Here is a 13,915-nt window from a genome sequence, read left to right as displayed (position 1 = left end):
TGTATTATATTGTCGAAAAGGAAAATAATCAACAAGAAAATTTTGCCCTTTAAAAGGTTGAAGCATAAAAGCGGCAAACTGCCGCTGAATTGTCACATTTTCCTTCAGTATAGCCGCTGGCGCAAAACAAAATAAGCCGGCAAATTGGACCTTTTAGGTCTAACTTGCCAGCTTGATAAAAATGCTTTTTTATTTAATAGTAAACGTAAATTACAGAGGAGGTTGATTTTTTCAAATTTGTTGGAGGAATAACGCCTAGAATCATACTCAAAAAAAGAAAATACCCCATAATTTGTAAATTGATATAACAAAAAAGGATAATTGCCTGATAGAATCTTACTTGCTTAGGATTTTAGGATTCTTTGCTTAAGGCTGCTCTTGCTGCTGGAAGTTTCCTTGCCGGAAAGCGTTCACTTGTTCAGGTTTCCTTTCTGGAAAGCGTTCACGTTGCTCAGGTTCCCTTGCTGGAAAGTGTTCACATTGCTTGGGATTCCTTGCTGGAAAGTGTTCACGTTGCTCAGGTTTCCTTGCTGGAAAGTGTTCACATTGCTTGGGATTCCTTGTTGAAACGCGTTCGCGCTGCTGAGGTTCCCCTGCTGGAACACATTCATGTTAGCACCTGCACCGACCGAGGGTTGAGACGGAACATATCTTATACCGTTAAACATTTGTCTCCACAGGTGGTCATTGGTTACCCATATTTCTTTATCGGGAAGTTCAACCGCGCATACTCTTTGTAATGGCCAATTTTGTTCGACGAGTCCATTTACTTTAGTATGATTGATTAGCAAAACGCTGAAATCGTTTTTGACTAAATCTGATAATACGGCTTCAAGCTCCTGGGCTTCTTTGAACGTTCCGCTCGTTCTGACAAACAGGATTCGATCAGCTGTCTCCATTTTGTCTAGAAATCTGTTAATCCTTCTTTTGAATTTGGCCTTTACTTCCGGGTAAGTGACGAGATCCTCCATTGTGTTTTTGTCTGCTTTAAAATCGTGGGCAGAGTCGACACAGTAATAATCATCTCTTACTAAGATGTACCGGTCAGGAGTATCGACTCCTGTCGAGTATCCTGTTACTCTGAGATTATGAGGCTCCAAAAAGTGAGAGAAACGATCTTTTAACATCCTTGTGAGGTCTGACAAATAAGGGGTTCCGACCCAATCTAAAGGACCGGCAAACGGCCTTAAATTATTTTTTCTCAGCTGAAGCCCTGTTAAACAAAGATGCCCCAAACCGAAAATAGCATTATAGTTTCCTTTGATTTGATTTAAATTCATACATCAATGCTCCTTTTTGTGAAATGTCCTGCTGGTTGATACTAGTATTCTATGTTTATATGATAGTTGAGCAACGACTCGTACCTACATTCATTCAGCGTAATAGGAAAAATAGTTAAAACACCTGCTGGTCTCTTATTTTCGGAAAATGGTCACAGAAAAATTTGATCGTCAGCGATAAACAAAAGGAGCCTCTGTGCTCCTTTTCCCGGATAAAGCCGACAGGAATTTCCGTCCGTTTGTCGAATAAGGAATCGGAACAACGGACAAAAGGAGAAGAGACAATGGATGCAAGAATTGTGGAGCTTACCCATGGGGCAGAAGAATATATAAAAGAAATCGCGGAGCTTTGGAGCGACAATGCAGCAGAAACCGCGGGTTGTGAATTGAATGAGGAAGAGAAGACAGCGGTTCAAGAACAAATCAAACAATATATGCAATCCAAATACGGTGCGGTATTCGCAGCGACGAATGAAAAACACCAGGCTGTTGGATACGCCATTGCTTCGCTGAAGCAAGATTTAGTCAGCAATACGCTGTACGGCCAAATCGATGAAATCTATGTGGCGCCGGAGTACCGAAGACAGAAAATGGCCGGAAAAATTGCGGCTGAATTGCTGAATTGGCTTGAGCGGAAGGATGTTTCATTTGTTCAAGTTTATGTTGACACAGATAATGAATCAGCTTTGGCATTTTGGGAAGAAATGGGCTTGGAAAGGGAGTTTTTTGTTCTCTCTAAGCATTAATTTTTTCACATACGACACCCCTGTAGGGTATTGTAACATAATGTACAAAAAAACGGCTGCTCTCTTATGATAATATAGAGGATATGAGACATAATGGAGATGATGAAATATGACTTGGCTTTTTGTGACGATGCTTATTCTCATGAGCCTTGTTAAACTAGTATTGACGTGCCTTCCATCCGGCGTCGTCGAATGGATTTCCGCCAAATTTGAAGTGCATTCAAAACTAAGCGGCGAAAATGCCGACGTAACGATCGGCGGAAAACGCCTCGAGGGCCAAGATAAAAAAGAAGTGATTCAGCATTTTAACGAAGCTATATTTATGGAGAAGTATTATATATACCCGGGGGACGAGCATTTATATTTACATCCTAAGGACAGCGGAACGCCTGTAGTCATCGACACGAAAAAAGGCAAAAAAGATGTAAGGCTGTGGATATTTGCCTACAATGACCGCGTCGATGTCGTCAAACAATACAAGAAGAAAGTCGTCGCGTACTGCCTGCAGTCTGATATTCTTCAAAAGAGGGCGGCTGGGGAACCTTCAAGCGTGTCTGGATAAAGCAGGACTTTTTAAAGCCTTTTTAAACAAAAAGGCTTTTTTCTTTTGTCTGTCAGGTGTTCTTTAATCAATCTGCATATAAAAAGAAAAACCCGAAGAATCGGGTTTAAAAATTGACTTTTACAGTAGTACCATCGTGGTACTTTATAGGTTCATCATCGTTAAATACATCTTTTAGTTTAATGTTGATATATTTTAAATCATCAGCATCGGAATCAAGGTACGGTACCACGATGTACCCTTCTTTTGCCACTTTTCCGTAGAAAGAACCAACACCGTTTTTATCCGGATTTTGAATCATATCCTCAGAGGAGACTTCAATTTGTTTTTTTGTATTGGTTGTAATTGCGTCTATGCCGTTAAACATAACGTTTTTATCCGATGTGTTTTCGGTATTATATGATATTTGAATCGTCAAAAACTTGTCGGTTTTGATGCCTTTTTGTTTCAAGAAATTCTTCCCGCTTTCTTGAAGATTGGATCTTTCAATAACTTTAACTTCATCAATTTTCATCTTTATCGGATCTAAGTCGAAGGTTTTGTTCACTTTTGCAATCTTTTTTAATGTCACTTTTGTTCCGTTGTCCTCTTTACTCCATTGCCCTATTTTTTCTAAAGGGCCATCTGTTTTCAATGAATCTTCACTGCTACTTTCTGTTTTGGCTGCGCTTTTTTGAGTTTTAGATGTTGATGTTTCGCTATTGCCGCAAGCAGCTAAAAGCATTGAGACGGTTAGTAACGCGATAAAAAAAGTAAAATATTTTTTCATTTTCTAAGCCCCTTAATCATCTTTTTATCTATATAAATCTTTAGGCTGTTTCTAATCGAATGCCTAAAAGGATCATCGTCCTGACGTCTCCCTTTTTCATTACAAATTTTCCATAATTACTATATCGACAAGATGAAGGATTCATTTAATATTTTCTCTTGAAATTTTCAAAACAACTGAGCATAAATACCTGTAAAAAAATCAGATGTGAATGAACAGATTTTTCGGCGATTATAGCGGTTGTTTTCCTTTTGGTTTTTACTGAGCGGCAATGGAAGAATAAATATGAAAAATTTCTTGTCGGTTATAACAATAATTGAAATAGGCTTTTTCAATAAATTATTTTGTTGACTGCCCGGTCAGCAAGAGTTGCAATTTTTACTAACCAATTGGCCGATTAATGGAAAAGGACTGAGTGATGTGCCTTTACAGCTTTATGATAAAGAGCAAATATTTGATGCCTGTTTAGCGGTTTTTGCCCGCCGCGGCTATTCAAAGACTTCGACGGGGATGCTTGCGGAAGCGGCCGGCGTCTCAAAGGCGCTGATTTTTCATCATTTCAAAAGCAAGAAAGATTTGTATCTCTCTTTGCTGGATTACTGTATTGATAAAGTGAAAACATACCTGTCAATCGATGACCTGTTACAATGCGGCGACTTTTTTGAAGCGAAAGAAAAGGCCAGCTTGGCGAAGATTGAGTTTTTCAAGAAGCATCCGGACGCTTATAAATTGACAATGGAGACGTTTCGCACGCCTCCTTCAGAGCTGAAGGAGGAAATTGCTGAAATGTATGGGGAACAATTTGCGATCAGAGACCGGCTGTGGAGAGAATTGTTTGCAAAGGTGCCTTTAAGGGAAGGGGTGGATCGCGAGGAAGCCTTCGAATTGATTATGCTGGCTAACGAACATTTTGAGCGGAAATTTTTGTCGGAAATAGCGGAAGACCGCGAGTTTGATGAGGACTATAACAGACGGCTCCTTGATGAGAGAAACCGCTTTTTGAACATGATTCGTTTTGGCATTGAACGATAAAAGGGGGATGCCTTATGAAAACGTATGTATTGGGCTTTCATGAGATTGATAAAGGGGATTTGCCTCTTGTCGGGGGAAAGGGCTTGAATCTCGGGGAATTATCAAAGATCGAAGGCGTCCGCGTACCCGCCGGCTTTTGTGTTACGACCGACGCTTATCAATCGATGGTCGGACAAAACGAGAAAATGAGCGAGCTGCTTGACAGGTTGTGCCAAGTAAAATTGAAAGATAAGGAGCAGATCGCAAAACTCAGCCAGGAGATACGCGATGAAATCGAAAACGTGAAGATCGACCGAGAGATCGAAGAAGCAATCAGGCTCTGTCACTCAAATCTTGGGGAGAATGAAGCATACGCCGTCCGTTCGAGCGCTACGGCTGAGGATTTGCCGAATGCTTCTTTTGCGGGACAGCAGGACAGCTATTTGAACATTATCGGGATAGAAGCGATTTTGCAGCATGTCACGAGATGCTGGGCATCCCTGTTTACAGAGCGGGCTGTGACTTACCGGATCCAACACCGCTTTGACCATCGCAAAGTCCAATTATCCGTCGTCATCCAGCAGATGGTTTTTCCTGAGGCGTCAGGAATTTTATTTACCGCTGATCCGGCCACATCCAACCGGAACGTGCTGTCCATCGATGCAAGCTTCGGCTTGGGGGAGGCGCTTGTTTCCGGACTTGTAACCGCAGACAACTATAAGGTTCGCGGAGGAAGGATCGCTGACAAAACGGTTTCTGCCAAAAAAACGGGGGTTTATGCACTGAAGGGCGGAGGTACGGAAGAACGGGGGATTGAAGACGAACGGCAAAACGTACAGGCGCTGGCTGATGAGCAGATCGTGCAGCTTGAGAGCATCGGCAGAATGATCGAGACCCATTTCGACTCGCCGCAGGATATCGAATGGTGTCTTGCTGATGATCTGTTTTATGTCGTGCAGAGCCGCCCGATTACAACATTGTTTCCGATTCCGGAAAAAAGCGACGGACGACTTCGCGTCTATGTGTCGGTAGGCCACCAGCAGATGATGACAGAACCGATCAATCCGCTCGGGATATCGCTTTTCAGCATGCTTTCGGAATACGAATTGAGCCACGCCGGCGGGAGGCTGTTTATCGATTTATCGCATGATTTGGCGTCAGCAGCCGGACGGAAAATCGTCCTCGCTGCGTTGGGCAAAAACGATCCGCTGATGCACAATGCGCTTACAAATGTAATCAAAAGAAAGGAGCTTGTGAAATCACTTCCAAAAGGCAAACGGATGTTCAAATTCGGCGCTGAAGGATTTTCCTGGTCACTGCCGGCTGACATGGTCAAGGTGTACCGGAAAAACGACATAGGGATCGCCAAGCGGCTTATTTCCAAAGCCGAGGCGTCCATAAAAACCGCTGAGCGGAACTTGCAGCATGTCTCCGGAGATGAGCTGTTTGAAGCCTTGTTGGAGGATCAAAAAGAGCTCAAGAACGTTCTCCATGATAAAGAGAGCATGGCCGTTATTATGGTCGGGATTTTTGCGGCGTATTGGATCAATAAAAAAATGGAGAAATGGCTCGGAGAAAAGAGCGCGGCCGACGCGCTTTCGCAATCAGTGCCGAACAATATCACGTCAGAGATGGGGCTGGCGCTGCTTGATGTAGCAGATGCGGTCAGACAATATCCTGAAGTGCTTGACTATTTGAAACACCCGAACGATGACGCCTTTTTTGAAGATCTCGAAAAGCTGGAGGGGGGAGCTGACGCCAGTGCAGCTTTCCGGGAGTTTCTTGATCAATACGGCATGCGCTGCACGGGTGAGATCGACATTACGAAAACGCGGTGGAGCGAACGGCCGTCCGCGCTCATTCCATTGATTGAAAGCAATATCAAACATTTCGAGCCGGGGGCGCGAACGGCCAAGTTTGAACAAGGAAAACTCAAGGCCGACCAAAAGGAGAAAGACTTGTTAAGCCGTTTGGAAAAGTTAAAAGGAGGCAGACAAAAAGCGAAAAAAACAAAGAAAATGATCAGTGTTTTGCGCAATTACATCGGCTATCGCGAATATCCAAAGTATGCACTGATCAAACGCTTCTTTATTTATAAAAAAGCTTTGCTGAAAGAAGCTGCCGTTTTGGAGAAAAAGAAGCTCATCAAAGCGAAGGAGGATGTCTATTATTTATCCTTTGACGAATTCCGGAACGCCGTTCGAACGGGGAGCCTCGATTACCGGATCATTGAAGAGCGAAAGGCCGCATACCAACACTATGAGAAACTGACGCCTCCGCGGTTGATGACATCCGAAGGGGAAGTCATTTTCGGCGAATACAACAGCGGACATCTTCCGGAAGGAGCCTTGGCGGGCATCCCGGTTTCCGCAGGCGTTATCGAAGGAAGGGCGCGGGTCGTGTTAAAAATGGAGGAAGCCGATATAGAGGAGGGGGATATCCTCGTAACGGCGTTTACGGATCCGAGCTGGACGCCGTTGTTTGTATCTGTAAAAGGCTTGGTGACTGAGGTCGGCGGGCTCATGACCCACGGCGCTGTCATCGCGCGGGAATACGGGCTCCCGGCCGTCGTCGGGGTTGAGCATGGGACGAAAGAAATTAAAGACGGCCAGAGGATCAGGATTAATGGTTCTGAAGGGTATGTTAAAATTTTGGAATGATTTGAAGTTGAAACGACTGCAGCTCAGGATTCTTTTCGAAAAACCTGAGCGTTTTTTTATTCCCAAGGCAATTTAGGCGCCGCCCAATTATGCGAAGACAATCACCCAATAAGGGGGAGGATAAGTATAATATTGAAAAAAATACAGATGAGGAGCGGAGAATGTTGTATGTTTACCAGCCTTTACAGGCGTATCCGCGGCAATATTATAATCCTTACTCGTATCCTGGCGCTTTTCCCGGAGGATCACCATATACCTCCTATGGCCCCTCTTCTCTTTTTAACTCTCCGTGTTTCAGAGAGTGTATAAGAAGCGGAGCCGATCATTATTTCTGCTGCTATATATGCGGTTTCTGTTAAGCCGGAGAAGCAGGGTTCTCTTTTCAGTCATCACATTCCAGCAATTCTTTAAGAACGACGGCATGGTTGTGGAGCTCGTCCTTGGCGCCGTAAAGCAAAACAACGCGCTCATTTTTCATCATGTCTCTTAATTCCTTTAACTTCGCCTGTTTTTCATCGTCCTGTCTGATTTCTTCTTGATAGGCTTCTTTAAACTGTTCAAATTTCTCCGGATCATGTTGAAACCATTTTCTTAATGAAGGGCTTGGGGCGATTTCTTTCATCCATTCGTCAAGACGGGCATCTTCTTTGGAAATTCCGCGCGGCCAGACGCGGTCAATTAAAATTCTGCGGCCTTCCAACCGGGGATGTTCGTTATAAATCCGCTGCAAAACGATCGGCATTTGCTCCATCTCCTTTTATTGGCTTTAGCCGAAACAACCGGCATGATAAAGGGCTTCTCACGCTGATGCCCGAGGAAGCCCTTTGGCTTTTATTCGATCGAGCTTTTTTGGGCGCTGTACATTTCCGCTACACTTTCATCAATTTCATCCCTCGACATCTGCCGCGCTTTTTCGGCTCTGCCGTAGCCGATTTCGAGCCTTCCTTCTTTCAGCCCTTTGAAAATGGCATCGGCAAAATCATCGACCGGGGCTCCGAAGTCGTGCAGGCCGACTCCGCCCAGATCCGTATTGACCGCCGGAGGAGCTACTTCAATAACCTGAACGGCGGTTTCGGAAAGCTGGTGCCTTAAGCTCATCGTAAAGGAGTGAAGAGCGGCCTTTGTCGACGAGTATATCGGCGCGATCGCCATCGGCGTAAAGGCGAGCCCTGACGTGACATTGATAATCGCGGCGTCTGTTTTCTTTCCGGCGAAATATGGAGCAAACAGCATGGCAAGGTGGAGCGGGGCCTCCAAATTGACGGCGATTTCTTTACTGTAGCGGGCCCAGTTGTCTTTTGCATCGGTTTTTAATATGTGGTAGCGCTGCTGGATTCCTGCGTTATTCACAAGTACGTTGACCTGGGGATGATGTTCAGTTACCCATTCAAACAGCGCAATGCGTTCAGCCTCAACCGTTACATCGCATACACGCGTAATAATGTCCGGAAATTTTCGCTTTGCTTCTTCAAGCTTCTTTTCGCGTCTTCCGCATATAATGACCGTATTTCCGGCACGAACGAAGCGTTCGGCAAAAGCGAGTCCGATTCCTGAGGCTCCGCCTGTGATCAGTATTGTATTTCCCGACAGTTCCATTCAAATCCCTCATTTCTTTTAAATGCTTCTCCTGTATACTATGATGATCGAAATATTCGCAGACTGCAAGTCTTGGCATAGACGGGGGGGAACGCTTCCATTATTATTGAATCATGAAGGGAGTGGAATGAAATGTCAAAAATCACAGTGGAAACCTGTTATGGATCGTTGAAAGGAACCGTACAAAACGGTGTCCGCATATGGAAGGGCATCCCTTATGCGAAGCCTCCTGTCGGTGAATGGAGATTTAAAGCCCCGCAGGAAGTTGATCCATGGGAGGGCGTCAGGGATGCAACTGAATTCGGCCCCATCTGCCCCCAGCCCGAAGGTTTATTGTTCCAGTCACTGGAGAAGGTGGAGAAGTCTGAGGACTGCCTTTACTTAAATGTGTTTGCGCCAAACTCGCCCGGCGGGAACCGGCCGGTGATGGTATGGATTCACGGCGGCGCGTTTTATCTCGGTGCAGGCAGCGAGCCGTTGTATGACGGATCACACCTTGCATCTCATGGCGATGTCATTGTAGTGACGATCAATTACCGTCTCGGTCCGTTTGGATTTTTGCACCTTTCTTCTGTCAATGAATCCTACAGCGATAATCTCGGTCTCCTTGACCAAATAGCCGCGCTGAAATGGGTGAAGGAAAACATTTCTTTCTTCGGAGGAAATCCCGAGAATGTAACCGTTTTTGGGGAATCGGCCGGCGCGATGAGCATTGCTTCCCTCATGGCGATGCCGGGAGCAAAAGGCTTGTTCCAAAAAGCGATCATGCAAAGCGGTGCTTCCGAAACCATTCCAAAGGAAAGAGCAAACCTTGCGGCAGATGCGTTTCTAAACATACTAAACATCGATCCGGACCATTCCGAACGGCTTCATGACGTAACTGCCAAAGAGCTTCTTGACGCAACGGATGAGCTTCGCGATGTAATGGAAGAAAATATTTTTCAATTGCTGTTTATGCCGGTCGTTGACGGGAAGACGCTGCCGCTGGAGCCTGTATCAGCCGTTGCACAAGGAGCAGCGGACGGCATCAAGCTGTTAATCGGGACAAACCGGGATGAAGGCGTGTTGTTTTTCACGCCGGAGTCAGAGATATTGCCCGGGCAAAAAAAGGTTGAGATTCTGAGAGAACATGTAGGCGACGAATTGGCGAAATCTGTTGCCGAATGGTATCCGGAATCATTGGAAGGCCAAATCAACATGATGACAGACATCTTTTTTTGGCGTCCTGCCGTTTTGTTTGCCGCCGGGCAGTCGGCGCATTCGCCTGTATGGATGTACCGGTTTGACTGGCATTCCGATCATCCGCCGTTCCACAAAGCGGCACACGGATTGGACATCCCTTTTGTATTCGGCAACATTGATTTCCTCGAAATGATCACGAATACGAAAGCAAGCGAAGAAACAAAACAGCTTTCGCAACATATGCAAGCTGCATGGCTGTCATTTGCACATACGGGAAGTCCGTGTACTGAAGCCGCAAACTGGCCGAACTACAATGAAGAAACGCGAAAAACGCTTATTTTCAATACATCCATTTCAATAGAAGAAGATCCCGATGCCGAGAAAAGAAAAAAGTTGATGGCATGATGCCAACCTCCCTCTCGGTGAGGGAGGTTCTCGATCATCCGCTTTGCTGATACCGTTCATGTTGAATTTGCTCCAAAGATTTTCCGCGCGTCTCCGGAGCCATGAGAAGGCCGATGATCATATGAATGGCGAGAAATACGATCATCACGCTTCCGGCCGTTTTAAAGCCGAGTGCGGTGATCATAGCCGGAACGACTAATGAAATCAAGCCGACGCCGATTCGTACGATAAAGAACATAAAGCCTTGGGCCATCGCTCTGTATTTCGTATGAAACAGCTCCGCCGCCCATAATCCGTAAAAGGCCTGCGCGCCAAAGCCGGCGGCAACTCCCCAGAGGCTGACGAACGATAAAAGCTCCGCCATTCTCATGTTCCCGAAGGTGAGAATGATCCATGCAGCCGTCCCCATTGCTGCACCGATGCCGAACAATCGCTTTCTGTTCGCTTTATCCCCTAAACGAATAAAGACAACATATGTGGCTGCTACCGTCAATATCCATAAAAACGCTTGCAGCAAATTGGCCTGGGCAGCCGTTAAGCCGCCGACCGTTTCATAAATATAAGGCATAAAATAGCCCATTGTGCCGGCGACAAGGTTCCAGAAAGCATAAATACCGATCAACAGAACCATTGCATGAAGGTTTGCTTTATTCGTAAACAGCTCTTTAATAGACGCCTTTTCATCCATTCCTTTCGCTTTGTCCTTCTGTTTTTGTTCTTCCCAGATGGCAGATTCATGAATTTGCTGCTGCAAAATCCACGTTATGATTGCGACAACGAATAATTGGGCAAAAATCAGCCGGCTCCCCAATAAGCCGAGCGGCGCCAATGCAACGGACAATAGCAGGGTGATGGCGGGGCCGATTGACCATGCGAACTGCCCCCAGCCGACGCGCGCGGCCCGCTCATGATCGGGAGCTTCCTCGGCGATATACGTCCAGGCCGCAGGTATAGCCGCTCCCACCGCAATCCCCGTTACGATGTAGCCCGTTAACAGCATAGGAAAGTTAAACGATGCCGCAATCAATAAAACCCCCAGCATATAGACGAGGAGATTATATTTATATACGAATTTGCGTCCGTACCGATCGACTAAATAACCCCCGATCAAGGCGCCGATTGCAGCTCCAAACCCATTTGCGCTTAAGGCGCCGAGAAGCCCGACCTTCGCGTCGTTCAACCCCAGGTATTCGACCCATAAAGACAGACCGCCTGCCCCGGCGACAATTGACCCGGCTTCCAGATAATTGGACATCGCAACCGTTATCGTAGATTTTAAACTGCCATTCTTTCTATCTCCCATATTTCTTCCCCTTTCAAAGCTGTTGTCTTTTTAGGCGGCAGAAGACAAACGAATATTGTAAGCGCTTACTTTTGTCCGTGCATGAGCGCGGCTGCAATTCAGATCACCCCCTCTCCCAAATTTTATTTCTAACATAACCTTATTCTTAAAACGGAAATAAATCAACATAAAATTTTGAATTTTTGTTTGTATTATTTTGTTTTTGTTTGTTTTGGGCTTGTAAACAAAGAATAGCAGGAAAGCAATATTTTAAGTAAAAATGGAACTTTTCCATGGGAGGAATCAGCATCTTGACTTGCTTTTTAAAAATATCCTGAAAAGCGGCGGGATGGACGTTTTATTGATTACTGCCATGCGTATTGATTGCATGATTAATTAGCCATCCGTATCCTAAAGATAAGATCATAGCAACAATAAGAACTAAATCGGCACGTGCCGCAGTACATAAAACGGCCCGGGTCTGAAAAGAAAATATGGAGGAAAAACAAAATGGAACTAGGCATCAGCACCTTTGTAGAAACAACCCCGGACATAAAGACGGGAAAAGTGAAAAGCCATGCAGAGCGGCTGCGCGAGGTCGTTGAGGAGATCGTTCTTGCCGATCAGGTCGGGCTGGATGTATTCGGCGTGGGAGAGCATCACCGCGAAGATTATGCGGCTTCTTCTCCCGCTGTCGTGTTGGCTGCGGCGGCCCGCGAGACGAAGAGGATCAGGCTGACAAGCGCGGTTACAGTGCTTTCATCAGATGATCCCGTACGCGTCTTCCAGGATTTTGCCACGCTCGACGGGCTTTCAAACGGACGGGCGGAAATCATGGCCGGCAGGGGATCTTTCATCGAATCGTTCCCCCTGTTCGGCTATGATTTAGATGATTATGATGAGCTGTTTGAAGAGAAGCTTGATTTGCTCTTAAAGCTGCAAAAGTCGGAGAGGGTAACGTGGAGCGGCAAGCATCGTCCGGCCATTCAAAATTTGGGGGTATATCCGCGGCCTGTCCAGGACCCGCTGCCTGTATGGATCGGGAGCGGGGGAAACCAGGAATCCGTCGTTCGCGCGGGGCTGCTCGGCCTGCCGCTCGTCCTTGCCATCATCGGAGGGAGTCCGCTTCACTTTGCTCCGCTTGTTGAGCTTTATCAAAAAGCGGCCGAGCATGCGGGGCATGACGCTTCAAAGCTCCAAGTCGCCTCTCATTCACACGGATTTATTGCCGAGGATACGGAGACGGCTGCCGAACAGTTTTTCCCTTCGACTCAGCAGGCGATGAATACGCTCGCCCGTGAGCGCGGCTGGGGGCCGTATACCCGTTCAAGCTTTGATGCTGCACGAAGCTTTGAAGGAGCGCTTTATGTCGGGGATCCTGAGACCGTAGCTGAAAAAATCATTCATCTTCGGAAACATGTAGGGATCACAAGGTTTATGCTCCATGTGCCGGTTGGATCGATGCCGCATGAAGAAGTCATGAAGGCGATTGAGCTTTTTGGAAAGGAAACGGCGCCGCGCGTCAGGGAGGAAGTGTCTCGCTGGGAAGCGGCGCAATAAGTACGAGGCCCGCATATTGTGCGGGCCGCTTTATTTCATGTAATGCTTTTTAAAATCGGGATGGATCGAAAATTTGCGGCGCAGATTGATGAGGTTTTCCCCGAAGCTTTCCTCCAGTACGCCGCGATGCTTCGCCATGATTTCCATGAGGTACAGATCGTGGATCATCACTTCCGTAATCGGCATCACCAGGCCTACGTGCATCGTCCAAGCGGCGCGGCTGTCTTTCCCCTGCGAGACGATGCCTGCTACGACTTCAGAATCGTCTACGCTGAATACAAGCCACCGGCCGTCATACTCTTCTGTAATCTCGCGGCTCCTGTCATGCAGGTATACGTTCGCGAAATCTGCCTCAATGCCGCCGTAGGCGATAATCGTAACGATGACGCCTTTATCTGCGGCTTGTTTCAGTTCTGATTCAATTTCTTTAAAATCCTCTTTCCAAATTTCCAGAAGAATTCTTTTTTGGGCGGATAGAATGCACGACTTTACTTTATCGAGGATTTCGCTTCGTCCTGTAATGTTCCAAATATTTTCGCGGTCGTTTGCAGAACGCTCGAACTTCTCGAAATATTTTTCAGCCTGTTCAAACGTCTCCTCCGCTTTTAAGCGGCGGTTTTTAATGAGCTCTTTGGCAGGTACGGGAATGTACTGCGGCGTGTTGCCGTAGCTCACAAAAATATCCCCGCGAATCACAAGGCTTTCCAGGACTTCGTATATTTTTGAGCGCGGGACGCCGGATTTTTTTGCCACTGCATAGCCTGTCAGCGGAGATTCTTCTAATAAAGCGAGGTATGCTTTTGATTCATATTCGGTGAAATTCAGGTTTTTTAATATTTCTAAAATGTTATCTTTCATAGAT

General features: G+C 46.1%; 12 protein-coding genes. 6 read left to right on the top strand and 6 right to left on the bottom strand.

The window, feature by feature from the left end; genetic code table 11:
* Nucleotides 1-410: 410 nt before the first annotated feature.
* Nucleotides 411-1,280 (bottom strand): DUF1796 family putative cysteine peptidase, encoded by an 870-nt coding sequence (locus tag MHB78_RS20295; RefSeq protein WP_082094147.1) that lies wholly within the window; start codon nt 1,278-1,280, stop codon nt 411-413.
* Between the two features lie 284 nt (nt 1,281-1,564).
* Between MHB78_RS20295 and MHB78_RS20290 the strand changes: the two genes are divergently transcribed.
* Together MHB78_RS20290 and MHB78_RS20285 are read left to right on the top strand one after the other, a co-directional pair.
* On the top strand, nt 1,565-2,026 hold the full coding sequence (locus MHB78_RS20290; RefSeq protein ID WP_046132137.1) for a GNAT family N-acetyltransferase: 462 nt from the start codon (nt 1,565-1,567) through the stop codon (nt 2,024-2,026).
* A gap of 109 nt (nt 2,027-2,135) precedes the next feature.
* On the top strand, nt 2,136-2,588 hold the full coding sequence (locus MHB78_RS20285; protein WP_046132015.1) for a YfmQ family protein: 453 nt from the start codon (nt 2,136-2,138) through the stop codon (nt 2,586-2,588).
* Nucleotides 2,589-2,694: 106 nt separating this feature from the next.
* Here the strand turns inward: MHB78_RS20285 and MHB78_RS20280 are convergent, their stop codons facing one another.
* The gene (locus MHB78_RS20280) at nt 2,695-3,357 is read right to left on the bottom strand and encodes a hypothetical protein (protein ID WP_046132014.1); all 663 of its coding nucleotides are present in this window, start codon (nt 3,355-3,357) and stop codon (nt 2,695-2,697) included.
* A gap of 420 nt (nt 3,358-3,777) precedes the next feature.
* Between MHB78_RS20280 and MHB78_RS20275 the strand changes: the two genes are divergently transcribed.
* Entirely contained in the window at nt 3,778-4,389 is a 612-nt protein-coding gene (locus tag MHB78_RS20275) for a TetR/AcrR family transcriptional regulator (RefSeq protein WP_046132013.1), read from the top strand.
* Between the two features lie 14 nt (nt 4,390-4,403).
* The gene (gene ppsA / locus MHB78_RS20270; RefSeq protein ID WP_046132012.1) at nt 4,404-7,028 is read left to right on the top strand and encodes a phosphoenolpyruvate synthase; all 2,625 of its coding nucleotides are present in this window, start codon (nt 4,404-4,406) and stop codon (nt 7,026-7,028) included.
* 382 nt (nt 7,029-7,410) lie between these two features.
* Here ppsA and MHB78_RS20265 read toward each other — a convergent pair whose 3' ends face one another.
* Both MHB78_RS20265 and MHB78_RS20260 read right to left on the bottom strand, forming a co-directional pair.
* Nucleotides 7,411-7,770, bottom strand: a complete 360-nt coding sequence (locus tag MHB78_RS20265; RefSeq protein WP_046132011.1) for a DUF488 family protein — start codon at nt 7,768-7,770, stop codon at nt 7,411-7,413.
* A gap of 89 nt (nt 7,771-7,859) precedes the next feature.
* Nucleotides 7,860-8,624 (bottom strand): SDR family NAD(P)-dependent oxidoreductase, encoded by a 765-nt coding sequence (locus MHB78_RS20260; protein ID WP_046132010.1) that lies wholly within the window; start codon nt 8,622-8,624, stop codon nt 7,860-7,862.
* Nucleotides 8,625-8,756: 132 nt separating this feature from the next.
* Here MHB78_RS20260 and MHB78_RS20255 point away from each other — a divergent pair, with 132 nt between their 5' ends.
* Nucleotides 8,757-10,211, top strand: a complete 1,455-nt coding sequence (locus tag MHB78_RS20255; RefSeq protein WP_046132009.1) for a carboxylesterase/lipase family protein — start codon at nt 8,757-8,759, stop codon at nt 10,209-10,211.
* Between the two features lie 34 nt (nt 10,212-10,245).
* On the opposite strand, the gene MHB78_RS20250 is transcribed toward MHB78_RS20255, so the two are convergent.
* A complete protein-coding gene (locus MHB78_RS20250; protein WP_046132008.1) occupies nt 10,246-11,514 on the bottom strand; it encodes an MFS transporter in 1,269 nt (422 codons plus the stop codon).
* Nucleotides 11,515-12,003: 489 nt separating this feature from the next.
* On the opposite strand from MHB78_RS20250, the gene MHB78_RS20245 reads away from it, so the two are divergent.
* On the top strand, nt 12,004-13,053 hold the full coding sequence (locus tag MHB78_RS20245) for an LLM class flavin-dependent oxidoreductase (protein WP_046132007.1): 1,050 nt from the start codon (nt 12,004-12,006) through the stop codon (nt 13,051-13,053).
* A gap of 30 nt (nt 13,054-13,083) precedes the next feature.
* Here the strand turns inward: MHB78_RS20245 and MHB78_RS20240 are convergent, their stop codons facing one another.
* Nucleotides 13,084-13,911: a TrmB family transcriptional regulator gene (locus tag MHB78_RS20240; protein WP_046132006.1), complete on the bottom strand. Its 828-nt coding sequence runs from the start codon at nt 13,909-13,911 to the stop codon at nt 13,084-13,086.
* Nucleotides 13,912-13,915 lie beyond the last annotated feature (4 nt).

Source organism: Bacillus sp. FSL K6-0138, from assembly GCF_037982765.1.
GTDB classification, from domain to species: domain Bacteria; phylum Bacillota; class Bacilli; order Bacillales; family Bacillaceae; genus Bacillus; species Bacillus glycinifermentans.
This window is presented reverse-complemented; position numbering and strand designations above follow the sequence as displayed.